Source organism: Streptomyces sp. NPDC090083, assembly GCF_044747445.1.
GTDB lineage: Bacteria > Actinomycetota > Actinomycetes > Streptomycetales > Streptomycetaceae > Streptomyces.
The window spans coordinates 120,701-142,758 of record NZ_JBIVED010000013.1; the positions used below are offsets into that span (position 1 = coordinate 120,701).

Here is a 22,058-nt window from a genome sequence, read left to right on the forward strand (position 1 = left end):
TGTCCGTTTGTATGGAATGTGATCATGCGGTTACGTTGCGTGTGTGCTGGAAGCATCCTTTCTTAATCTTTCTGATCGTTGTCCGACGGATGGTGCGGTGTCCGTGTGGCCCGCGTGGGAAGTGCAGGAGCGCGACGGCGCCACGTCCTGGTTCCATGTCCGGCTCGCCTTTCCCGACGGCGCCCGCGTCGACGCGCTCGCCGTCGTGTGCGAGGAGAACGTCTCCGTCGAGGACGTACGGGCCCAACCCGCCCTGTCCCTCGACGACTTGACGATGCTGGCCGACTGGATCGAGACACCGCTCGTCGAGGCGTGCGGCCTGGAGCCGGAGGGCGAGCCGGGCGAGGAGGGGGCGGAGTCGGGCGGAGCGCGCCGGGCCCGGCCGGCCTGGCCGCGGGGCATCGAGGGGCGGTGGCTGATCGCCCAGGAGTACCGGGCCGCGCAGGAGGAGGGTACTGATCCCGTCCTCGCGGTGATGTGCGCGACCGGACACAGCAGGCGCAGGTCGCTCCGGCTCATCTCGCAGGCGCGGGACGCCGGGTTCCTGACGCCACGTCACGCTCGGCGCTGAACAAGGCGGTCGGGGCAGTCGAGGCAGCTGAGTAAGCCACGTCGGCTAAGGCAGCCACGTCAGGTAAGGCAGTCAAGCGGTCAGGGCGTTCGAAGGCGGTCAGGAGCCGGAGGGTTCGTTCGGGCGGTCGTCGGCCGGGCCCTCCGGAGTGTGCGGGGAGGCGGACCTGTCGTCCGTCGCGAAGAAACGCGACAGGTCCGTGTCGGCGGTCCCGGGACGTGCGCCGGTCTCGGGCGGGATCCCCAACTCCCAGTCCAGTCCGTACCGGTCGAACAACTCGGTGCGCAGGACCGGGATCGGCATGGGCACCCCCGGCACGAGTGCCGAGTAGACCGCGCCCATGAGCAGGGCGCGCAGCATCGGGTAGTCGGAGCGGACGTTCCCCGAGCCGTAGCGCGCGATCGTCTCCCCGAGCAGCTCGGACAGACGCTGCTGCTCCGGGCACTGCACGAAGCCCTCGCCCTGGAGGAGACTTGCCATGTGCTGGCGCATCAGCACCGGCCGGTCGTGTGCCAGCCCCAGGATGGCGTCGATCGCACGGGCCATCCGCTCCTGCCCGTCGTCGGTCCGGGGCTCGCGCTCCAGGGCCTCTTCCAGTGTGCGGTGCATCAGACGGTGTACGGCGGACTGGACGAGCTGGCGTTTTCCGGGGAAGTAGTACGACACCAGGCCGCGCGCCGAACCGGCCCGGTCCGCGATGTCTCCCAAGGTCGTGGCCTCGAAGCCGCGCTCGCCGACCAGCTCCACGGCCGCCTGGAGGAGTCGCTCCCGGGAACGCCGTCGCAACTCTTCATTGACCGATGCGCTTCGCGGGGACATGCTGTAACTCCTGCGTTGACTGGCTACCAGCCAACTATACTCAGGACGTCCGGGTCTCCCGCAGAGGGGGCCTGGCGCATGCTGCCGTCCGTCTGGGGCGACGCGGGGGATCGTCTCAGGCGGGCGGCTCCTTTTCCTCGTAATGGTTTCCTTGGGCGACTTTTTGATCGACGTCCGGCGCCCCTTCCCGCACATCTGTCGCACGGCACGTGAACCGTCCATAGAGTGGGCACGGGTGTCGAGCCGACGAGGACGAGGAGTACGGGCATGGGGCAGGACCAGCAGATCTTCGCGCGGATCAACGAGATGGTCGACGACGAACGCAAGCTCCGGGAGGCCGTCGCCTCCGGCGCCATCGACAGCGCGACGGAGCATGAGCGACTCGGGCGACTGGAGCGCGAACTCGACCAGTGCTGGGACCTGTTGAGGCAGCGGCGCGCGAAGGTGGAGTTCGGGGAGAACCCGGACGACGCGCGAGTGCGGCCGGAGTCCGAGGTGGAGGGGTATCAGGGGTGAGGTGACCGGTCACCGGTGGGCTCGGCGGGCGGACTCGACGGGTGGGGTGGCCGCGCGGGCCGGCTCTCCGCGGCCACCGGTCGGTTCTTCGCCGCCCGTCCTTGTCGCTTACCGCTCGCCGTGTGTGGCGAGCCGTTCGGCGATCACGGTCGTCACCGTCTCCCGCAACTCGTCCTGTGTGAAACCGAGTTCACGCAGGACGCGCGCCGCCGGGCTCTCCTCGACGCGCATCAGGCCCAGCAGCATGTGCTCGGTGCCGACCCAGTCGTGGCCGAGCTCCGCCGCCGCGCGGCGGGCCTGTCCGATGGCTTCCTTGGAGTCCGCGTGGAAGGCGATGTGGCCGCGCAGCGCCTTCGGTCCGGCCGGCGGCATCGCCCCCTCGATCGCGTCACGGACGCGCTGTTCCGATCCGGCCTTCGCCACCAGCACCTCGTGGGCCAGGCCCCGCGGTTCGCCGAGGAGGCCGAGCAGGAGGTGTTCGGTGCCGATGGAGTCGTGCTTGTGGGTGCGGGCGGCTTCCTGGGCCAGCACGATGCCGTGCCGGTTCAGGTTGGTGAACCGCTCGAACGCGGCGGGTGCGTGGCGTTGTTGGGCTGCCTGCTTGGAGACCCCGATGGCGTCACCGATCTCGGTCCACGACGCCCCGACCCGCTTGGCCTGGCTGACGTAGTGGTCGATGAGCTGGTCACCGAGGTCGGAGAGGGTCTGGGCGCGCAGTCGTGCCTCGCTGATGCGGGCCAGTTCGCTGGATTCGGGCAGTTCCTCGTCGAGCCGGGCGATCAGATCGGCGAGGCTGATGTCGAGTGGGCTCATGCGTCAATCTTAAGTTGACGATCGGCGAGCGTCAACTTCTAATTGACGATTACTTCGGGGCTTCGGGGCTTCGGGGCTTCGGGGCTTCGGGGCTTCGGGGCTTCGGGGCTTCGGGGTCTCGGCGGGGCTTCACGCGGACGAACGCCCGGAACGGCCCCTTCCGGCCAGCTCAAGCACCGGTCGCAGGCTGTCCGGCCGCTCTGTCACCGGCCGATGGTCCACGAAGTGCACCCCGCAGCCCAGGGCCGCCGCCCCGCCGTCCGCCCGCCGGTCGTCGCCGACCATCAGCACGTCCCTCGGATCGACACCGAGCGCCTCGCAGGCGACCGTGAACAGGCGCGGGTCCGGCTTCTGGATGCCGTGTTCGTACGACAGGACGTAGGCGTCCACATAGGGGTCGAGTCCGTGCTCGCGGAACACCGGCCGCAGATCCCAGCCGATGTTGCTGACCACGCCCACTCCGATCCCGCGCTCGTGCAGGGTCCGCAGCACGTCAGCCGTGTCCGGGTACGGAGTCCACGCGGCCGGCGTCATGTGCCGGTCGTACAGCGCGTCGTGCAACGCCGGGTCGGGGAGCGGGACTTGGCGGGAGACGCCGGTGTACGCGGCCCGGTGCAGGGCGGAACTCTCGTCCCGGATTGCCCACATCTCCGCGAACTCCTCGGGCAGTTGCTCGGGTTGCGCCCCACCCGGCATCGCGCCCGCCGCCTCCAGCGCCCGCGCGGCCTCGGTCAACTCCGGCTTGGGCAGCGCGATGTCGGCCTCGCGCAACACGGCACGCAGCCAGGCCTCGGTGGACTCGATGCGGAAGAGGGTCCCGGAGAAGTCGAAGAGAACGGCGTTCATGCGGTGATCCTACGCAGCCGCATTCCACTCGCCGGGAAGATCACCGCCGCAGAACACGCAGACGAAGTCGCCCTCGCGCACGATGTTGATCTCCCCGCACGTCAGACAGCGGCGGAACACCACGGCGTACGTGAAGCCGGCGGGTCGGCCGACACCGGCCCCGTCGAGGGCCCGCGCCACCGCGTCCCAGGACTCTAGGCGCGGGCAGTACCCGGTGGACTGGTTGCTGACCTCGCGGACGGTCCAGCGCCCCGCCGTCCGCTCGAACCCCATCTCGCCCGCGCCCAGGACGTCGGCGCCCCCGGCACACGCCACATGCTCGCTCCGGCGCGGCGCCAGCCGGAGCAGCCCGTCGAGATCGACGACGTAGGTGAAGGGCTCGGCCAGTTCGGCCCGGTCCCGTGCGGCGAGCCAGGCGTCCAGGTCCCGGGCCGACCGCACGACGCGGCCCTCCGCGCCCGGCCGTACCGTCCCCAGCGGCTCCGCCGGACCGATGTACCCGTGTCGCCGTCCGGCCGTGCTCACACCCGCCGCCGTTCGTACGCCCCCACGGCCACCGTCACCACGAAGGCCCCCAGGATCCAGCCGCCCAGGACGTCCGACGGCCAGTGCACCCCGAGCCACACACGGGTCAGGCCCACACCGACCACGGAGATCACGGCCGCGACCATGGCCGTACGCCACACCGCGCGTCCGGCGTCGTAGCGGTGGAGCAGCCACAGCAGCAGGCCGCAGACCACCGTGGCGGTCATGGCATGGCCCGACGGGAAGGCGGAATAGCGGGCCGAGTCGACGGGGTCGGGCCAGACCGGGCGCGGGCGGTCGACCAGTGCCTTCAGGGTCTGCTGGAGCAGTGTGCCCAGTGCACATGTGACCGCCAGCCATAGAGCCGTCCACCATGCAGACCGGCGCCACACCAGCCACACCATGGCTGCCGCACACACCAGGCGCAGGGTCAGCGGGTCCCAGACCCAGTCCGTCAGGATGCGGAACGCCTGTGTCAGCCCGCGCTCGTCGACCGCCCAGCGGTGCGTGGTGCGGGCGATCCGCTCATCGGCTTCGATCAGCGGACGCCACTCGACCGCGACCAGGGTGAGGAGCAGCGCGGAGCACAGGGCCAGGGTCACGCCGGTCCGCAGGACGGTCGGGCGGGTGGGGGAGCGCATGGAACGATCCTCGCCGACGCGCGCCACTCCTCAGTCGCCCGCCACGCGCTCAGCCGAGCGCCCGCAACCCCGGTACGAACGCCACCAGTACGGGCACCACCGGGACCAGCGCCGCCGTCGCGGTCAGTCCCAGGCGGCGCAGGGCCGTGAGCCGGTCCGGGGGAGTGAGCAGGCGGTGGACCCGCTGCGGCACATGGGCGTGCGGGGTGGGGCAGGGGCCGAACACCCCGCGGTCCTCGTTGAGTTCGACCAGCGCGAGCGCGGTGGTCAGGCGGCCGAAGCGGCGGGAGGCCATGTCGTCGGCGGCGAGTTCGACCAGCCGGTGCATCTCGTCCCGGAACGCGGCGAACACCGGTACCTGCGGGAACCCGTTCGCGAGGGCGCCCGAGCAGTGCAGGAGCCAGTCGTGCCGGGCTTGGGCGTGCCCCTGTTCGTGCGCGAGCAGCGAGTCCAGCTGGCGCCCCTTGAGCCGTCTCAACGCGGCTGTGGTGATGACCAGTTGGGGTGCGGCACCGGACAGCCACCAGGCGTCGGGGCGCTCTCCCTCCAGGATGACCAGCGGTTCGGCACCGGGCTCCTCGCCGGGCAACACCGGTGCGCGCACGAGGAGTTCGGCCCGTCGCTGCCGGCGTCGCGCACGGGCCCGTACGACTTCACGGACCAGCATCGCGGCGGTCCACGCGCCGCCGCAGGCGAGGGCGACCGCGGTGGTGGCGGCCCAAGGGCCTGTCGTGACCAGGGGATAGGCGTCCACGACCCCGTGCGGGGCGTTGGCGAACACATGGCCCCGAACCGCCTGCCACGCGGCGGCGGCGCTCAACGTCATCGACAGGGCGCAGCACAGGAGGACGGCCGCGACGACGCACTGCCACACCCACAACGCGAGGACCGGTTCATGGTCCGGCCAGTCGGCCCGGGCGAGCAGCCGTGGGGCGACGACGGCGGCCAAGGCGCCGAGCAGCAACAGTGCCGCGGGGACCATCATGGGAGCACCCTATGAGCGCCGCGGTGATCAGGGGTACGGCTTGTCACGGCAAAGTGACGCAGACCACGCTTTCGTACAACGGCATCCGTGCCGTCAGGTCCTTCCGCTTCCCGCCTCCTCCGGAGGTGCCTGCCTCGCTCCCGGTTCAGAGCGTCAGCAGCATCGCGACCATGGCGATCCCCATCGACAGCCGGCACGCCCGCGCCACCTCCGGCCGGTCGCCCCACCCGACGCTCCCGCGCCCGCCGACCGTGCCGCCGACCACACCGCCGACCGTGCCGGTGACGGGTACCAGCCGGATGCCCGACAACAGCACGTAGCCCACGAAGTAGAGCAGCAGCAGGCCGGTGACGAGCGGGATGCCGGAGTCGCCGTGCTCGTGGTGGTGCGCGGGCGAGGCGGCCATCGCGAGCGCCATGTAGACCATGGCCGCGGTGCCCAGGAGGTGGTGCAGGTGGTGCGGGGTTCTGCGGGCGCCCCACAGGGCGCGCAGCGCGGCGGCGCCGAACACCCCCGCGTAGACGGGCCACGTCCACGGCGGCGGGGTGAACACGGCGGCGGGCACGGCCATCGCGGCCATGCCGAAGCCCATCAGCGCCTCGCCGCCCGCGGCCCGGCGCTGCTCCTCGACGGGGCTGCGCATCCGCAGCAGGCAGTAGGCGCCGGTCGCCGCGCACAGCGCGACCAGCAGCCAGCCGGGCGAAGCCGGTCCACCATGCACGCGCATCCCCCGTTCCGTCCCGGACATCGCTCTCCGTCGACGTTCGGTCACAGGATGCCCGTGCCGCACGGGGCGCAACCGAGCGCAACGGAGTACGTGGGGAGCACTGGACGGAGCGCGCAGGTCGGCCGGGCGCCGTGGCCGGGTCCACATAAATGCTTTACGAGTAAAACACCTGCTAAGCTTATGCGTCATGAGCAGTGCGACCTCCGCCCCCGCCCGACGCGTCCGACGCCTTCCGCTCGCCGGTGTGCTGCGCCTCGGTCGGCCCTCCGACATCTGGTTCAAGCCCGCGCTCAGCGCGGTCGCCTCGGTCGCGCCGCCCAACCTGACCCTGCTGGCCCTCGGCCGCCTCGACCTCGCGATGTACACGATGGCCGGCTCCCTGTGCGCGCTCTACGCCCACAACAAGCCGTACGCCGCCCGGGCCCGCGCCCTGGTCTGGGTGGTGCTCGGCATGATCGGCGGCCTCGCCGTCGCGCTGGTCACCGCCTCCCTGACCACCAACGCCGTCGTGCTCGTCACGGTCGGCGCCGTTCTGGCCGCCGTACAGAAGGGGCTGTGCGACGCGACCCGGATCGGCCCGCCCGGCAATGTCGTCCTCGCCTTCATCAGCTCCGCCTCGCTCTTCGCGCCCCAGACGCTCGGCCAGGTCCCCGGTCACCTCGCCCTGGCCGCCGTCGCGGGCGCCTGGGCCTGGCTCGTCGGCATGGCCCCCGCCCTCGTCCGGCCCCACGGCCCCGAGCGCCGGGCCACCGCCCACGCGCTGAACGCGGCCGCGGCCTACGCCGACGCACCCCGCGCCGAGGACGCCGCGCACGCACGCGCGCGTGCCGCCGCGGCGGCGGCCGTCCACGCCGCCTGGCAGTCCCTCCTCGCGACCGGCGCCCGCACCGCGCCCCGGCGCGCTCTCGAACGCCTGGTGGTCCGCGCCGAGGTCGCGCTCGCCGCGCCCGCGGACGCCGACCCGGAGCGGCTGCGCGCCTGGGCCCGCGACCTGCGCGGCACGGGACCGGTCCCGCGGGCGGACGACGCGGCCGTGACCGAACTGCTCGGTGTGGACGCCGAACTCGACGCCCCCGCGCGGCCGTTGTGGACCCGGCTCGGCCCGCTGACCCCGCTCGTGCTGCGCACGGCGATCGGCTGCGCGCTCGCCGGGTACGTCTCGCTCGCGCTCGGCGTCGGCCGCCCCTACTGGGCGCTGGTCACCGCCGCCTCCCTCTACCAGGCCAACATCACCCTGACCTGGGGCCGTGGCGTGCAGCGGGTCGTCGGCAACCTCGCGGGCGTGCTCGTGTTCGCCGCGGTCGTGCCGTTCGCGCACGCCCACCCGGCGGCCCTCGTGCTGTGCTGCCTCGCCCTCAACTTCGGCGCCGAGGCGCTGATCGGCCGCAACTACTGGCTCGGCAGCGTCTGTGTGACCCCGATGGCCCTGCTCATCACGGAGTTCGCGCGGGCCCAGCAGCCCGGTGAGCTGATCACCGAGCGGATCGTCGACACCCTCGTCGGCGCGCTGGTCGGCCTCGCCGCCGCGGCCGTCGTCACCAACCGGCGGGCGACGGACCGTATCGAGGAGGCGCTGACCGCCGTGGAACGGGCCCGTGAGCGGGCCGCGCGCCTCCTGGCGGAGCCCGCTCCCGCGCCCGGAACCCTGGAATCCGCGCATCGAGTGCTCGCCGCCGCGCTGGTCGAGCTGCGGGCCACCGTCGACGCCGCGTCCGGCGAGTGGTGGCAGCGCGCGCTGCCGCAGGAGCGGGTCGTGTTCGCCGAGCGGTCCGGACACCGTACGCTCGCCGCGACGGTACGACGCCGGGAGTCGCACTCCTGGCCGGCCGCGGATCGGCGCACGGACGGAAAGACGGAGGGCGTACGGGGATGACGGCGATGAACGGACGGCCGGTCGACGGGGACGGCGCGGCCCGCCCGGTCCCTCCGGGTACGACCCGGGGTGACACCGTCGCCGCCGTCGTCGGGCAGTGGCAGGCCGTGCACCCCGACCTCGACACCGGCCCGATGGAGATCATCGGCCGGATCAACCGGTGCGCCGCCCTGCTCCAGCAGGCCGAGGACGCGCCGCTGCGCCGGGCCGGGCTCAGCCGCCCCGAGTTCGACCTGCTCGGCGCGCTCCGCCGCACCGGGCACGAGCTGACGCCGAGCGAGCTGACCCGGGAGACCTTCTCCTCGGGCGCCGCCGTCACCAAACGCCTCAAGCTGCTGACCGAACGCGGGCTGGTCGAGCGGCGCGGCGACACCCGTGACCGGCGCGTCGCCCACGTCCGCCTGACGGACGCGGGCCGCGAGCTCGTCGACGCGATCCTGCCCGAGCAGCTCGCCTACGAGACGACCGTGCTCGCCGGTCTCGACCATCCCGCGCAGGACGAACTCGCGTCCCGGCTGGGTGAGTTGCTGGTCCAGCTGGAAGGCCGGATGGGCATGCTCCGCGTCTGAGCGGCCCCGCGCGGGCGCCGGGGGACCGTTGACGCGAACCGGGTGATCTCTCTACGTTCGACCAGGTCGGTTCGGGAAACCGGCTGACGTACGGGATGTCGAACAAGGGATTGATGCCGTGGCAGCCGAAGCCTCCGCCGCGCCCGTTTCCGCGAAGCTCACCATCGACCTCGGCACCGACACGGGCCCCTTCCACGGCGGCGCGAGCGGCACGCTGTACGGCCTGTACGGCGACGGCGTCCCCACCCGCGCCGCCGTCGAGGGCATGTACGTCCGCACGGTCGCCACCAAGGCCCAGGACGGCGTCCAGCACCCGGGTGCCGACGCCCTGGAGATCCTGCGCCCCTTCGTCGAGGCGGGCGGCCGGGACGTCTACGTCTACATGAGCGACATCTACCGCGGCTTCCCCTACGAATGGCCCGGCGCCACCGGTGCCGAACGCCTCGCCGACTTCACCGCGCGCATCCGCCGCCAGGTGGAGCAGGTGCTGACGCTCGGCGCGTACCGCGCCCATGTCGTCTACGTCCCGTTCAACGAACCCGAGGGCAACATGTTCGGGACGGAGGAGTGGAGCTACGACCGGACCTCCTGGCGCACCGACCCGCACCACTACTTCACCGCCTGGCGCGACATCCACCGCCTGATCAAGGAACTCGACCCGGGCGCCCGCATCGCCGGCCCCAACACCTGCCTCCTGTACGACGAGGTCCGGGGCTTCCTGGAGTTCGCCGAGGCCGAGGACGTCCTGCCCGACGTCGTCACCTGGCACGAGCTGACCACGCCCGACGCGATCCGCACGAGCGTGGCCAAGTACCGTGCGCTGGAGCGGGAGTTGGGCATCGGCCCGCTGCCGGTCAACATCAACGAGTACGCCCACAACTACCACTTGTCCGTGCCGGGCCAGATGATCCAGTGGATCGCCGCGATCGAGGAGTCCAAGGTCGACGCCGACATGGCGTACTGGAACATCGACGGCAACCTCAACGACTCGGTGGTGGAGGCCAACAAGGGCAACGGCCAGTGGTGGTTGTTCAACGCCTACGGCCAGTTCACCGGACACACGGTCCAGGTCCACGCCCCTCACCCCAACGTCCAGTACACGCTCCAGGGCGTCGCCGCCCTCGACCGCGCCAAGCGCCAGGCACGGGCCCTGCTCGGGGGTGCGGGCGGCTCGGCGGACGTCGTCTTCGAGCACGTGGACCCCGAGATCTTCGGTACGACCGTCCACACGCGGCTCCTGGAGATCCCCTGGACCGGCCAAGTCGGCGCCTCCGCGCAGCCGTTGAGACTCGCCGATCAGGAACTCGCCGTCGTGGACGGTACGGTGACGCTCCGTCTGACCGGCCTGGACGAGATGTCGGCGTACCAGGTGATCCTGTCCCCGGGCGGCAACGGGGCGACGGCACTGCCCCCTTCGGTCGGCTGGCGGCGCTCGTACCAGGCGGAGGACGCCGCCTACATCGGTGACGGGCATTCCCTGAACGGGCCCGAGGGATCCCCGTCCGACGTCGACAGGTTCGCGGGCTCGACCGGCTACCACGTCGGCGGACTGCGGACCGGCTCCGACGGCGTGCTCGTCTTCTCCGTGGAGGTCCCGCAGGACGGGACGTATGACGTGCGGGTCTTCGCCAACTCCTGCAACCTGGCCGACGCGGTGCGCGAACAGGGCCCCACCAACGTCTTCCTCCGCGTCGACGGCGACGCCCCGCGGGAACTCCGGCTGCCGCTCGGCTACAAGTGGGCCGTGTGGGGCCACACCGACACCCGGGTCGAACTGACCGCCGGCGCGCACACGATCACCCTCGCCGCCGAGGACCCCGACCTCGGGGTCACACGCGGCGACGCGGTCGTCGACCGGATCGACCTCGCCCTGCGCGACGACCGGGTGACCGGGCCCGCGCTGTACGACGCGGAGTTCGCGGCCCTCGGCGGCGGCGCGCGCGTCGACCACGGGCGGCGCGGCGCCTCGGGTCCCGGCGCCGCCGTACTGCCCCGGGGCGGCACCGCCACCTTCTGGGTGCACGCGGCGGACGACGGGGAAGCGACCGTGACCGTCGACCGGATCGGCCCGGGGGAGGGCGAGTTGACCGTCAACGGCGAGAACGTGGGGTCGGTGGGCGGAGAGGACGTGAGGACCGTGGAAGGAGGGAACGCGGGGGGTGTCGAACGATCAGGCGTTCCGCTGTTCCTCGCGGCGGGCATCAACAAGGTCACCGTCACCGCCACTTCGGACCTCCTCGTCCTGGACCGCCTCCAGGTAGGCGCCTCACGAGGCCTCCTCCCCGCCTCGACCTGTCCGGCCGAGGACGGCACCACGACCGGTGGCGCGCGCGTCACCGGCGCCCACACCTTCGCCACGGGCGGCAAGGCGGTCGACGGCATCGGCCGCGGCCCCGCGAACGCGCTCACGCTCGCCGTGACGGCGGAGCGGAGCGGTCGGCACGCGCTCACGATCCGCTACTCCAACGGCGAGCAGGCGCCCGCCACCCACTACAACCCGGACCCGGTCTGCCGGCACGCGGACATCGCGGTCAACGGGGGCGCCCCGCTGCGCGTGCTGTTCCCGACCACCTTCCACTTCAACAACTTCCACACCCTCTCGGTCCCCGTCACCCTCGACGAGGGCACCAACACCCTCACCTTCACGGCCGACGAACTCCCCGACCACGACGGCCACTCCAGGAACCAGTACGGCCAACGCAGCGCGTACGCACCGGTCATTGACACCGTGACGGTGACACCGCTGGCCTGAGCACGGGACGCGGGCGGGTGGCTCAGTGCCCCGCGTCGCCCGCCGCGTACACCCCGAACACCGCGCCCTGCGGATCCCGCAGCACCGCGATCCGGCGCACGCCGGCGATGGACGTCGGCTCCATCAGCACCGTGCCGCCCGCGCCGGACGCCGCGGCGGCGGTGGCATCGACATCGGCCACCGCGAAGTACGGCAGCCAGTGCGGCGTCACCTCCGGCGGGAACTTCGCGTCCATCGTCATCATGCCGCCGAAGTCGGCGCCGTCGATGCCCCACTGCGGGTAGTGCTCCGAGGGGCGGACCGTCCAGCCGAACACCGTCGTGTAGAAGACCTCCGAGCGCTCGGGCGCCCGGGTCAGCAGCTCCACCCAGCCCAGCGCGCCGGGCGCGTTGAACAGTCCGGCGCCCGGGAAGGTCCGCGCCTGCCACATCTGGAACACCGCGCCGCCCGGGTCGAGGGCGACCGCGAAGCGCCCGATGTCGAACACGTCGACGGGTTCCATCAGCAGCGTCCCGCCCGCCGCCCGCACCGTCTCCGCCGTCGCGTCGGAGTCCGTCACCGCGAAGGACACGTTCCACGCCACCGGCTGCGTCTCCTGGAACAGCGGGGTCAGCGCGGCCACCGCCGCGTCCCCGACGTGCGCGACCGTGTAGCCGCCCGCCTCCGGCCGGGGATCGGTCTCCGGACGCCAGCCGAGCACGGCCGAGTAGAACTCCTTGGCCGCCGCCGGATCACTGGTCCCCAGTTCGGTCCAGCAGGGTCCGCCGGGCACCGGCCTTTCGAGCTTCATGGCGTTCCTTCCGCGGAGGGTTCCCCACCCAGCACGCTATGCCCGGCCCGCGACCCCGGCCATCCGGCGCGGAAGGGGCGCCCCGGCCGTCGTAGGGCTAGATGCCCGGGCGGTGGCGCAGCGGGTGGTCCTTCGGTACCTCCACCAGGACGATCCGGGTGCCGTCCGGGTCCGCGATCCACATCTCGACCAGGCCCCAGGGTTCCTTCAGCGGTGGCCGGACGATCTCGACGCCCTTCGCCAGCAGCTCCTCGTGCGCGGCATCCGCGTCCTCGACCTGGAGCCACAGCTGTACGGCGGGGGAGGGCGGGGCGGTGGAGCGGCCGGAGACCTCCAGGAAGCCGCCGCCGAGGAAGTAGACGGTTCCGCGCTCCGGGCCGGTGCCGAACTCGCGGGAGACGGGCAGGGCCAACCGCTCGCCGTAGAAGGCGCGGGAGCGGTCGGGATCGGTGGGGCGCAGCAGAACGCGGCTGCTCAGTACGTGGACCATGCGGCCGGAGCCTAGTGGCACGGGCCGCGTTACCCTCTTCTCTGCCTGAGCCGCGCCCTGATCGGAGTTGTGCACCATGGACACCGCCGCCACCGGACTGACCTTCCGCGACGCCACCGACGCCGATGTGGACGCCCTCGTCGTGCTGATCGAGTCGGCGTACCGGGGAGACGCCAGCCGGGCCGGCTGGACCACCGAGGCGGACATCCTCGAAGGGCAGCGGACCGATCCCGAGGGCGTGCTCGCGGTCATCAAGTCGGACGACAGCCGGCTGCTCGCCGTCGAGCGCGAGGGCCGTGTGGTCGCCTGCTGCCAGCTCGAACACCGCGGTGAGCACGCCTACTTCGGGATGTTCGCCGTCAGCCCGCGGCTCCAGGGCGCGGGGCTCGGCAAGGTCATCATCGCGGAGGCGGAGCGCACGGCGCGGGAGACCTGGGGGGTGCGGGAGATGCACATGACCGTGATCTCCGTGCGGGACGACCTCATCGCCTGGTACGAGCGGCGCGGCTATCGCCGTACGGGCCGGATGACCCCGTTCCCGTACGGCGACGAGCGGTTCGGCATTCCGCAGCGCGACGACCTGCGGTTCGAGCTGCTGGTCAAGGAACTCGCTTAGCCGTCACGGGTGTCACGCCGTGAAGCGGCCGGTGCGTTTGATCTCCGGGTAGTCGGTGGTCGCGCCGTCCAGGCCCAGGGCGCGGACGAGGCGCAGCTGGTCCTGGGTGTTCACCACCCAGCCGATGATCTTCAGGTCCGCCTTGCGGGCCGCCTCGACGACCTCCAGGGTGAGGCGCCGGATGTTGAGGCAGACCGTCCCGGCACCGGCCTCGGTGGCGCGCTCCACCACGTCGGGGCCGAAGCGGCTGGCGATCAGCGCGGTCCGTACGCCGGGCACCAGGCGGGCGATCTCGACGATCGCCTCGTCGTGGAACGAGGACACCTCGACCCGCTCGACGAGGTTGCGCCGCTGCATGACCTCGGCCAGTGCCCGCGCCGCCGCCAGGTCCTTGATCTCGGCCTGGATCGGCGACTGGACCGCGTCCAGGACCTCTTCGAGGACGGGGACGCGCTCGCCGCGGCCCGCGTCCAGGGTGCGCAGCTCGTCGAGGGTCCGCCCGGCGATCGGACCGGTCCCGTCGGTCGTGCGGTCCACGTCGGCGTCGTGCATGACGACGAGGGCGCCGTCCTGGCTCAGATGCAGATCGAGTTCGATGACATCGAGGCCGGCCTGCTCGGCGGCGACGAAGGAGCGGAGCGTGTTCTCGGGTTCGAGACCCATGACTCCGCGGTGACCGATGGTAAGGAAGTTCAAGGTTCAACTCTCTTCCGTCGACAGCGGCTCGGCATGCGCGCGTGAGCGCGGCCGGACACCGGCGTCCACGCGGCAGAGCCGCAGCCTAATGGCCGGGCCCGGCGATGTACCCGTGCGTACACGGGGGATCGCGGGTGATGGCCGAGGTGTTTCCGCGCCGCACCGCGCGCCGCCGAGGCTCGGCCGTGGACGGGTCCGCCGGGCCCTGACCGAAACCGGTCCCCGGTGGCCCGTGATCGTGGAGGGTTGACCTATCTACCCCGCTACGGCGGAAGTAATCGCCTTCCATGTGTCCGGCAGGAAAAAGAGCGGTGGCGAGCAAGGGGTGCAGGATAATTTCCGGAGCCTTGCCTTGCTAGGGGAATCCATGAACGCATACGGTGTCCATACGCGAGGTTCTCCCGTGGAGGATGGGACATGACGGAAATTCTTGTGCAGGTGGGTTCGGAGCAGGGGCTTCCTCCCATGACCAGGGTGGTGGAGCATCCGGCGTGGCCCGTGCTCAAGGATGCCGTGGAGCGGATCCGGCCATGGCAGTCGAAGGACGGCTCGATCGACTTCGCGGCCGAGGGCGCACCGGCCCGCGCGGAGGCCGAGGAGGCCGTGCGCCGGGTGACCGGCGCGGTGGAGGAGCTCTCCCCGCTGCTCCCACACGACGCCGCCTACCACGCCGCGCTCGCCGGGGATCTGGGCCGGTGGGCCGACGACGGCTTCCAGGTGCCCGACTTCCTCGACTCGCTGCTGGCCTTCCAGCCCGCCGCGAACCGCCGGGACGGACTCCAGCACCTGGTCGTCTTCCCCATGTACACGCAGAACGGCAACCCGGACCGCAACCTCGAAGCGGTCGTCCTGCGCATGGTCTGGCCCGACTGGCTGGCCGAGCTGGAGGCGACCCGCTACGACAACCCGCTGTTCTGCGGCATCACCTTCGAGGACTTCACCTCCGGCTACGACACCAACTCGGCCGTCCTCTTCCCGGAGACCATCGCCGTACGGCAGGCGCCGGAACGATTCTCCTGGGGCGGCATCTTCTGTGATCGCGAGGCTGCCCGCTTCCGCCGCGTCACCGAGGCCGCCGTCGGCATCCTCGGCATGAGCCTGCCCGAGGACGTCGCCGCGATGGTCGACGACCAGAAGCGCTGCGAAGAGGCCTTCGTCCTGTGGGACATGGTCCACGACCGCACCCACAGCCACGGCGACCTGCCCTTCGACCCGTTCATGATCAAGCAGCGCCAGCCGTTCTGGATGTACGGCCTCGAAGAGCTGCGCTGCGACCTCACCGCCTTCAAGGAGGCCGTGAAGCTGGAGGCCGACGGCGTCCCGCAGGCCCGTGACGTGCAGTACGCGGTCCTCTTCGACCGCATGTTCCGCTTCCCGGTCACCGGCGAACGCGTCCGCAACTACGACGGACTCGGCGGCCAGCTCCTCTTCGCCTACCTCCACAAGCACGACGTCGTCCGCTGGACCGACAACACCCTGCACATCGACTGGCAGCGCGCCCCCGAGGTCACCAACCAGCTGTGCGCCGAGATCGAGGACCTCTACCGCGCGGGCATCGACCGCCCCAAGCTCGTCCACTGGTTCAAGGCCTACGAGCTGGTCGCGACCTACCTCGCCCCGCACCCCGGCTCCCGCTGGGCCAAGGGCCCGGACGCGCTGGACCTGAGTCTGCCGCCGCGGAAACTCGTGGATGACGTGCTTCCGGACGAGTTTCCGCTGAGCATGTTCTATGAGGCCCTCTCCAAGAAGCTGAAGAACGTGATCGCCTCCACGCGGGGCATCACGGCGGAGAGCGCAGAGCGGATCGCCGCGTGAGCGGCCGTACGACCGAAGTGGCTCAGGAGGCGAGGACCATGGGGAACGGGGCGCTGGACGGCGCGGTGATCGCGGTCGCGGGAGCGGGCGGGCCCGCGGGCCGGGCCGTGCTGCTGCGGCTGGCCGAGGCGGGTGCGACCGTCGTCGGGGCGGACGCGCATCCCGAACGACTGGCGGAGGCCGTGGACGCGGCCCGCTACGCGCACGGCGGCGCCACCGTCGTGGGGGACACCGTCGACCTGCTCGACCCGCAGGCGACGCGCGAGTGGGCCGAGCACATCGAGAAGGACTTCGGCCGCGTCGACGGACTGGTCCACCTCGTCGGCGGCTGGCGCGGCAGCGCGTCCTTCGGTGACACCGACCTCGCCGACTGGGACCTGCTGGAGAAACTCCTCATCCGCACCGTCCAGCACACCTCCCTGGCCTTCTACGACGGCCTGGAGCGCAGCGACCGCGGACGCTACCTCCTGATCAGCGCGGCGGGCGCGAGCAAGCCCACGGCGGGCAACGCGGCGTACTCCGCGTCCAAGGCCGCCGCCGAGGCCTGGACCCTCGCCATGGCCGACGGCTACCGCAAGGCCGGCGGCGAGGACGGGCCCAGCTCCGCCGCCGCCGTCATGGTGGTCAAGGCGCTGGTGCACGACGCGATGCGCGCCGAACGCCCGAACGCCAAGTTCGCCGGCTTCACCGACGTCAAGGACCTCGCCGAGGCCATCGCCGGCGTCTGGGACAAGCCCGCCACCGAAGTGAACGGAAACCGTCTGTGGCTGACCGAGAAGCCGTGAACCCTCCGAAGGCTCCCTTCACGCAGGCCCGTCGCCATCACGACCCGGAGATCCGCGGTTTCGCCAGCGACAACTACGCCGGCGCCCACCCGGAGGTCCTCGCCGCGCTCGCCCTCGCCAACGGCGGCCACCAGGTCGCCTACGGCGAGGACGACTACACGGAAAACCTCCAGGGCATCATCCGCAGCCACTTCGGGGCCGCGGCCGAGGCGTTCCCGGTCTTCAACGGGACCGGCGCGAACGTCGTCGCCCTCCAGGCGGTCACCGACCGCTGGGGCGCGGTGATCTGCGCCGAGAGCGCCCACATCAACGTCGACGAGGGCGGCGCCCCCGAGCGCATGGGCGGCCTGAAGCTCCTCACGGTGGCGACCCCGGACGGCAAGCTCACGCCCGAGCTGATCGACCGGCAGGCCTTCGGCTGGGACGACGAGCACCGCGCGATGCCGCAGGTCGTCTCGATCACCCAGAGCACCGAACTCGGCACCCTGTACACGCCCGACGAGATCCGCGCGATCTGCGACCACGCCCACGCGCACGGGATGAAGGTCCACCTCGACGGCTCACGGATAGCCAACGCCGCCGCCTCCCTGGACGTCCCGATGCGGACGTTCACCAACGCGGTCGGCGTCGACATCCTCTCCCTGGGAGGGACGAAGAACGGCGCGATCTTCGGTGAGGCGGTCGTCGTCATCAACCAGGACGCCGTCAGCCACATGAAGCACCTGCGCAAGCTGTCCATGCAGCTCGCCTCCAAGATGCGCTTCGTCTCCGTGCAGTTGGAGGCGCTGTTCGCCAAGGACCTGTGGCTGCGCAACGCCCGGCACGCCAACGAGATGGCCCAGCGCCTCGCCGAGGGGGTGCGCGCGGTGCACGGCGTGGAGATCCTCTATCCCGTGCAGGCCAACGGCGTCTTCGCCCGCCTCCCGCACGACGTGAGCGAGCGCCTGCAGAAGCGCTTCCGCTTCTACTTCTGGGACGAGGCGGCCGGAGACGTCCGCTGGATGTGCGGCTTCGACACGACCGAGGACGACGTGGACGCGTTCGTGGCAGCGCTCAAGGAGGAGATGGCCCGCTAGGTTGGACGGCACGGAATCCCTCATGCATAGGTATGCGGTCACCTGAAAAGTCATTGACTGTCGGGTGATCGCTTTCCTATGCTCTGCAGCCATGGAGCTGATCCAGAACACCCCCGACCTCTCCGCCTACTTGGCCGCCGACGAGGTCATCGACCACGACCACCCCCGGGTTCGGGAGACGGCCGCGCGACTGGCCAGGGATGCCGCCGACTCGTATGGGTATGCGCGACTGGCGTTCGAGTTCGTGCGCGACGCCATTCCGCACTCCCAGGACTCCGGTGATCCGCGCGTCACCTGGCGGGCCTCCGACGTCCTGGAGCAGGGCACCGGGATCTGCTACGCCAAGGCCCACGCGCTGGCCGCGCTGCTGCGCGCGGAGGACATTCCGACGGCGTTCTGCTATCAGAAGTTCGACGTGGTGCACGGGCTGGTGGCCGTGCGGTTCAACGGGGCCTGGCACCGGCAGGATCCGCGCGGCAACAAACCGGGCGTGGACGCGCAGTTCTCGCTCGACGGGGAGCGGCTGGCCTTCGTGCCCGACCCGGAGTTCAATGAGATGGACTATCCGGTGCTGTACGCTGAACCGCACCCGGCCGTCCTGAGCGCCCTCAAGGCCGCCCCCGACCGGCCGCATCTCTGGAAGACGCTCCCGACCGCACTCCGAGGCAAGTCATGACGCTCACGCTCACCGTGTCCGACGAGGTCCGCGCCCTCGCGCCCGGGTTCACCCATGTCGCGATCGAGGCCCACGGACTCGTCAACGGGCCCAGCACCGAAGCGAGTTCGGCGCTGCTCGACGACGCGGCCCGGCGGCTCGCCGTCCGCCTGGACGGGCGCGCGCCGCACGAGGACCCGCACATGGCGACCTGGCGCGAGGTGTACACGGCGTTCGGGTCCAAGCCGTCGCGGACGCGCAACTCGGCGGAGGCGCTGGCCAAGAGGGCGCTGACGGACGCGGGGCTGCCCCGGATCAACGTGCTGGTCGACCTCTACAACGCCATCAGCGTCGCGCACCTGATCCCCGTGGGTGGCGAGGACATCGACCGCATCCAGGGCGGGATGGTCCTTCAACGGGCTGTGGGGGACGAGGAGTTCGTGACCGTCGCCGGTGGTGAGGAGGTCGTCGAGCATCCCGACGCGGGCGAGGTGGTGTGGCGGGACGAGGCCGGTGTCACCTGCCGCCGCTGGAACTGGCGGCAGGGGCCGCGCACCCGGCTGACGGAGCAATCCACGTCCGCCGTCTTCCTGTTGGAGAGCCTGGCGCCGATGCCGGTCGCCGAGGTCGAGACCGCGGGCGCCGAACTCGCCGAACTGCTCGGGAAGTTCAGCCCCGGGGCGCGGATCACCGTCCACGCCCCGGCGTGAGGACTCAGCGCGCCTCGGCGGCCTTGACCTCTTCGGCGGTAGGGGCGGTGCCACCGAGGTGGGCCGGCATCCACCAGGTGTCGTCCGGGCCCTTGGGCCGTACCGGATAAGCGCGCTGGGCCGCTTCGAGCAGCTCCTGGACGCGCTCGCGCAGACGGCGGGTGATCGCGCCCGCGTACTGGTCCTGCGGGGCTTCCACCGGCTCGCCGACCCGGATGGTGATCGGGGTGTGGCTGCGCTTGAAGTTCTTCGGGTGGCCCTTGGTCCACAGGCGTTGGGTGCCCCACAGCGCCATCGGGATCAGCGGGACGCCGGCCTCCTGCGCCATGCGCGCGGCACCCGACTTGAAGCTCTTCAGGGTGAAGGACTGCGAGATCGTCGCCTCCGGGAAGACGCCGACGATCTCGCCGGACCGCAGCGACTGCAGCGCGTGCTGGTACGCCGTCTCGCCCTGCTTGCGGTCCACCGGGATGTGCTTCATGCCGCGCATCAGCGGTCCCGAGATCCTGTGCCGGAAGACCGACTCCTTCGCCATGAAGCGCACCAGGCGCTTCTGCGGCAGGGCGGCCAGGCCGTCGAAGATGAAGTCCAGGTAGCTGATGTGATTGCTGACCAGCACGGCGCCGCCCGAGCGCGGAATGTTCTCCGACCCCTTGCAGTCGATCTTGAGGTCCCAGGCCTTGAACAGCGTTTGGGCGAGACCGATGACGGGGCGGTAGACAAGCTCAGCCATGGACGGGGTGGACCCTTCTCTCTGCCTGAAGGGGTGCTCCGGGCGGGAAGTTACGCAGCCGTAGGTTTACGGCATTGCGCAGATCGTGCCCGAAGAACGGACGGGTGGCCAGTCCCCGTGCCCCAGAACGGCGAGATCCTCGTCACGTCCATCGCTTGATCCACCTCGGTCTTTTAAGTTTCCTTTACTGTGCGCGAACTGTCACTCGCCGCGCGAGCAGGTACATCTCGCACCCCAGGCAGTACCCGAACGCGGCATTGAGGAACGCTGCGGCGAGTGCCGCCCCGGTCGCCGCGAGTCCCAGCCACTCGGGACCCGCGCCGAAGCCGACCAGCCCCACCCCGGCGAAGACCAGCCCGACCGCCTGCGCGAACCGCGGCGGCTCCGGCGCCTCGAACTCGGTCGGCGGCCCGATCCGGGGCCGTACGGCCGTCCGGAACAGCCAGCCGTACGGGGAGCGGCCCACGCCGCCCGCCGCGCCCAGCGCGAACGCCAGGGTCTGCCAGGCCAGCAGCCAGAAGCTGCCGGTGATGAGCACGACCGCCAGTACTACGGTCGTCAGGGCCGCCCCGAAGCGCGGTCCTCTCGCGTCGATGTCCATGAATCAAGGATTCCGCAGCGGAAAGGATTCGGGGCACCGGGAATCTTTGCAGTCTCGTGAACGCTGGAAGGACCGATGACCGGACTCGTGGTGTGCGTGGTGGTGCTCGCGGCGGCGAGCGCCTACGGAGTGCTGCATCGGCGGCGGAGCGGGAGAGTACGCGTGCGTGGGCGCGACGGCGGGAAACGGCTCGGCTCCGCCGAGCTGGGCGGCGACCTCGGCGAGAAGGCCACCCTGGTGCAGTTCTCCAGCGCCTTCTGCGCGCCCTGCCGGGCCACACGCCGGGTGCTGGGCGAGGTGGCCGGCATGGTCCCGGGAGTGAGCCACATCGAGATCGACGCCGAGGATCACCTGGACCTCGTACGGGAACTCGACATCCTGAAGACCCCCACCGTGCTCGTCCTGGACGCCGACGGGCGGGTCGTCCGGCGGGCCACCGGCCTCCCCCGCAAGGCGGACGTCATCGCGGCTCTGGGTGAGGCGGTTTGACGGTTGTGACGATGACGGTGAGCCATCTCCCATATGCCGGAACGTACTTGACTGTGCGTGCCACCTATCGTCAGCCTGACCGTATGCCTTCGGACCTCCTTCTCTACGGACGGGTGCACGTCGACCTGGCCCGCACCGCGAGCGCGCGCTGTCCGGGCTGTTGAGCAGCCACGGCCCCAGCCCGTCCCCCCGGCAGAAGGACACGTCCATGACGGCCACGCCCGACCTCGGCACCCGCACTCCCCGGCACGCCTCTCCCGACCTGCTGAGGTCCGCCTTCCGGCAGCACGCGGCCGGTGTGGCGGTGATCACCGCGCGCGGTGAGAACGGCCCGGTCGGCTTCACCGCCACCTCGCTCAGCTCCGTCTCCGCCACGCCCCCGATGCTGTCCTTCGGGGTCGGCACCGGCGCCTCCAGCTGGCCCGCGATAGCCGAGGCCGGTCACGTCGGCGTCCACGTCCTGGGTGAGCACCAGGAGGAACTCGCGGCCACCTTCGCCCGCAGCGGCGCCGACCGGTTCGGGGCGCCCACCGTCTGGCACGACGGTCCCGACGGCGTGCCGGTCCTCGACGGCGTGCTCGCCTGGCTGGTGTGCCGGGTCGTCGCCCGGGTGCCCGCGGGGGACCATCGCATCGTGCTGGCCGAGGTCGTCCTCGGGGACCACTCGAACTCCGGTCGTCCGCTCCTCTACCACCAGGGGCGCTTCAACGGACTGCGTGACTGAGGCCACTCCGGGTGGGTGACGGGCCACCCTGCGGAAGCGTCGAGTTCCGATTACGCTGCGTTGCACAGGTCACAGTTCAAAGCGCTTGCTTAGCGGGCACCCGTTGGGGGAGCGTAGAGGTGCGTACTGGCGAGTAATATTTCGTCGGGAGCACCGGTCGCCCCCACCGGGAACGGCCGTTCAGGGCGCCTATGCTGCCTGGAAGTAGGCAGCCGAAAATGACGATGCAGTAGGAGAGCCG

26 protein-coding genes are annotated in these 22,058 nt (G+C 71.2%); 14 read left to right on the forward strand and 12 right to left on the reverse strand.

What is annotated here, in order from left to right; translation table 11 throughout:
* The first annotated feature begins 97 nt into the window (after nucleotides 1-97).
* Nucleotides 98-571, forward strand: a complete 474-nt coding sequence (locus tag ACIPTO_RS35250; RefSeq protein ID WP_401198851.1) for a DUF6214 family protein — start codon at nucleotides 98-100, stop codon at nucleotides 569-571.
* 99 nt (nucleotides 572-670) lie between these two features.
* Here the strand turns inward: ACIPTO_RS35250 and ACIPTO_RS35255 are convergent, their stop codons facing one another.
* Nucleotides 671-1,390, reverse strand: a complete 720-nt coding sequence (locus tag ACIPTO_RS35255; protein ID WP_401198853.1) for a TetR/AcrR family transcriptional regulator — start codon at nucleotides 1,388-1,390, stop codon at nucleotides 671-673.
* Nucleotides 1,391-1,657: 267 nt separating this feature from the next.
* Between ACIPTO_RS35255 and ACIPTO_RS35260 the strand changes: the two genes are divergently transcribed.
* Nucleotides 1,658-1,906, forward strand: coding sequence for a DUF2630 family protein (locus ACIPTO_RS35260; protein ID WP_366320477.1), 249 nt, complete (start codon nucleotides 1,658-1,660; stop codon nucleotides 1,904-1,906).
* A gap of 108 nt (nucleotides 1,907-2,014) precedes the next feature.
* On the opposite strand, the gene ACIPTO_RS35265 is transcribed toward ACIPTO_RS35260, so the two are convergent.
* The 6 genes from ACIPTO_RS35265 to ACIPTO_RS35290 all read right to left on the reverse strand — a co-directional run bounded on the left by ACIPTO_RS35265 (nucleotide 2,015) and on the right by ACIPTO_RS35290 (nucleotide 6,443).
* Complete coding sequence (locus ACIPTO_RS35265; RefSeq protein WP_401198856.1) at nucleotides 2,015-2,719, reverse strand: Clp protease N-terminal domain-containing protein; 705 nt, start codon at nucleotides 2,717-2,719, stop codon at nucleotides 2,015-2,017.
* A gap of 129 nt (nucleotides 2,720-2,848) precedes the next feature.
* Entirely contained in the window at nucleotides 2,849-3,565 is a 717-nt protein-coding gene (locus ACIPTO_RS35270; RefSeq protein ID WP_401198858.1) for an HAD family hydrolase, read from the reverse strand.
* Between the two features lie 9 nt (nucleotides 3,566-3,574).
* A complete protein-coding gene (locus ACIPTO_RS35275; protein WP_401198860.1) occupies nucleotides 3,575-4,090 on the reverse strand; it encodes a hypothetical protein in 516 nt (171 codons plus the stop codon).
* On the reverse strand, nucleotides 4,087-4,731 hold the full coding sequence (locus tag ACIPTO_RS35280; RefSeq protein ID WP_401198862.1) for a phosphatase PAP2 family protein: 645 nt from the start codon (nucleotides 4,729-4,731) through the stop codon (nucleotides 4,087-4,089). Before ACIPTO_RS35280 ends, ACIPTO_RS35275 begins: the two co-directional genes overlap by 4 nt.
* Before the next feature lie 49 nt (nucleotides 4,732-4,780).
* Entirely contained in the window at nucleotides 4,781-5,716 is a 936-nt protein-coding gene (locus ACIPTO_RS35285) for a M56 family metallopeptidase (protein ID WP_401198864.1), read from the reverse strand.
* Nucleotides 5,717-5,861: 145 nt separating this feature from the next.
* Nucleotides 5,862-6,443: a DUF5134 domain-containing protein gene (locus tag ACIPTO_RS35290; protein ID WP_401198866.1), complete on the reverse strand. Its 582-nt coding sequence runs from the start codon at nucleotides 6,441-6,443 to the stop codon at nucleotides 5,862-5,864.
* 187 nt (nucleotides 6,444-6,630) lie between these two features.
* On the opposite strand from ACIPTO_RS35290, the gene ACIPTO_RS35295 reads away from it, so the two are divergent.
* From ACIPTO_RS35295 to ACIPTO_RS35305, 3 genes are all read left to right on the forward strand, one after another.
* Nucleotides 6,631-8,316, forward strand: coding sequence for an FUSC family protein (locus ACIPTO_RS35295; RefSeq protein ID WP_401198868.1), 1,686 nt, complete (start codon nucleotides 6,631-6,633; stop codon nucleotides 8,314-8,316).
* A complete protein-coding gene (locus ACIPTO_RS35300; protein WP_401198870.1) occupies nucleotides 8,313-8,885 on the forward strand; it encodes a MarR family winged helix-turn-helix transcriptional regulator in 573 nt (190 codons plus the stop codon). The genes ACIPTO_RS35295 and ACIPTO_RS35300 overlap by 4 nt, the downstream gene beginning before the upstream one ends.
* A 118-nt stretch (nucleotides 8,886-9,003) precedes the next feature.
* On the forward strand, nucleotides 9,004-11,637 hold the full coding sequence (locus ACIPTO_RS35305) for a cellulosome protein (protein WP_401198872.1): 2,634 nt from the start codon (nucleotides 9,004-9,006) through the stop codon (nucleotides 11,635-11,637).
* 22 nt (nucleotides 11,638-11,659) lie between these two features.
* On the opposite strand, the gene ACIPTO_RS35310 is transcribed toward ACIPTO_RS35305, so the two are convergent.
* Together ACIPTO_RS35310 and ACIPTO_RS35315 are read right to left on the reverse strand one after the other, a co-directional pair.
* Entirely contained in the window at nucleotides 11,660-12,427 is a 768-nt protein-coding gene (locus tag ACIPTO_RS35310; RefSeq protein ID WP_401198874.1) for a VOC family protein, read from the reverse strand.
* 97 nt (nucleotides 12,428-12,524) lie between these two features.
* Entirely contained in the window at nucleotides 12,525-12,917 is a 393-nt protein-coding gene (locus ACIPTO_RS35315) for a VOC family protein (protein ID WP_401198876.1), read from the reverse strand.
* A 76-nt stretch (nucleotides 12,918-12,993) separates the two neighbouring features.
* On the opposite strand from ACIPTO_RS35315, the gene ACIPTO_RS35320 reads away from it, so the two are divergent.
* Nucleotides 12,994-13,533 (forward strand): GNAT family N-acetyltransferase, encoded by a 540-nt coding sequence (locus tag ACIPTO_RS35320; RefSeq protein WP_366320458.1) that lies wholly within the window; start codon nucleotides 12,994-12,996, stop codon nucleotides 13,531-13,533.
* A gap of 12 nt (nucleotides 13,534-13,545) precedes the next feature.
* Here the strand turns inward: ACIPTO_RS35320 and ACIPTO_RS35325 are convergent, their stop codons facing one another.
* On the reverse strand, nucleotides 13,546-14,229 hold the full coding sequence (locus ACIPTO_RS35325) for a glycerophosphodiester phosphodiesterase family protein (protein WP_366320456.1): 684 nt from the start codon (nucleotides 14,227-14,229) through the stop codon (nucleotides 13,546-13,548).
* Nucleotides 14,230-14,646: 417 nt separating this feature from the next.
* Between ACIPTO_RS35325 and ACIPTO_RS35330 the strand changes: the two genes are divergently transcribed.
* The 5 genes from ACIPTO_RS35330 (at nucleotide 14,647) to ACIPTO_RS35350 (ending at nucleotide 19,270) form a co-directional block, all read left to right on the forward strand.
* Nucleotides 14,647-16,044, forward strand: coding sequence for a DUF6421 family protein (locus ACIPTO_RS35330; RefSeq protein WP_401198879.1), 1,398 nt, complete (start codon nucleotides 14,647-14,649; stop codon nucleotides 16,042-16,044).
* Between the two features lie 38 nt (nucleotides 16,045-16,082).
* Nucleotides 16,083-16,829, forward strand: a complete 747-nt coding sequence (locus ACIPTO_RS35335) for an SDR family NAD(P)-dependent oxidoreductase (protein WP_401198881.1) — start codon at nucleotides 16,083-16,085, stop codon at nucleotides 16,827-16,829.
* Nucleotides 16,826-17,905: a threonine aldolase family protein gene (locus tag ACIPTO_RS35340; RefSeq protein WP_401198883.1), complete on the forward strand. Its 1,080-nt coding sequence runs from the start codon at nucleotides 16,826-16,828 to the stop codon at nucleotides 17,903-17,905. The genes ACIPTO_RS35335 and ACIPTO_RS35340 overlap by 4 nt, the downstream gene beginning before the upstream one ends.
* Before the next feature lie 91 nt (nucleotides 17,906-17,996).
* Nucleotides 17,997-18,581 carry a transglutaminase domain-containing protein gene (locus ACIPTO_RS35345; RefSeq protein WP_401198885.1) on the forward strand — a complete coding sequence of 195 codons (585 nt, stop codon included), beginning with the start codon at nucleotides 17,997-17,999 and terminating at the stop codon, nucleotides 18,579-18,581.
* Nucleotides 18,578-19,270, forward strand: coding sequence for a B3/4 domain-containing protein (locus ACIPTO_RS35350; protein ID WP_401198887.1), 693 nt, complete (start codon nucleotides 18,578-18,580; stop codon nucleotides 19,268-19,270). The genes ACIPTO_RS35345 and ACIPTO_RS35350 overlap by 4 nt, the downstream gene beginning before the upstream one ends.
* Nucleotides 19,271-19,274: 4 nt before the next feature.
* On the opposite strand, the gene ACIPTO_RS35355 is transcribed toward ACIPTO_RS35350, so the two are convergent.
* Together ACIPTO_RS35355 and ACIPTO_RS35360 are read right to left on the reverse strand one after the other, a co-directional pair.
* Entirely contained in the window at nucleotides 19,275-20,003 is a 729-nt protein-coding gene (locus ACIPTO_RS35355; RefSeq protein WP_366320444.1) for a lysophospholipid acyltransferase family protein, read from the reverse strand.
* A 184-nt stretch (nucleotides 20,004-20,187) separates the two neighbouring features.
* Nucleotides 20,188-20,604 carry a DUF4395 domain-containing protein gene (locus ACIPTO_RS35360; protein ID WP_366320442.1) on the reverse strand — a complete coding sequence of 139 codons (417 nt, stop codon included), beginning with the start codon at nucleotides 20,602-20,604 and terminating at the stop codon, nucleotides 20,188-20,190.
* Nucleotides 20,605-20,679: 75 nt separating this feature from the next.
* Here ACIPTO_RS35360 and ACIPTO_RS35365 point away from each other — a divergent pair, with 75 nt between their 5' ends.
* The 3 genes from ACIPTO_RS35365 to ACIPTO_RS35375 all read left to right on the forward strand — a co-directional run bounded on the left by ACIPTO_RS35365 (nucleotide 20,680) and on the right by ACIPTO_RS35375 (nucleotide 21,817).
* Complete coding sequence (locus ACIPTO_RS35365; protein WP_366320440.1) at nucleotides 20,680-21,093, forward strand: thioredoxin family protein; 414 nt, start codon at nucleotides 20,680-20,682, stop codon at nucleotides 21,091-21,093.
* A gap of 83 nt (nucleotides 21,094-21,176) precedes the next feature.
* A complete protein-coding gene (locus ACIPTO_RS35370; protein WP_401199083.1) occupies nucleotides 21,177-21,257 on the forward strand; it encodes a putative leader peptide in 81 nt (26 codons plus the stop codon).
* Between the two features lie 44 nt (nucleotides 21,258-21,301).
* Nucleotides 21,302-21,817 carry a flavin reductase family protein gene (locus ACIPTO_RS35375; RefSeq protein WP_401198890.1) on the forward strand — a complete coding sequence of 172 codons (516 nt, stop codon included), beginning with the start codon at nucleotides 21,302-21,304 and terminating at the stop codon, nucleotides 21,815-21,817.
* Nucleotides 21,818-22,058 lie beyond the last annotated feature (241 nt).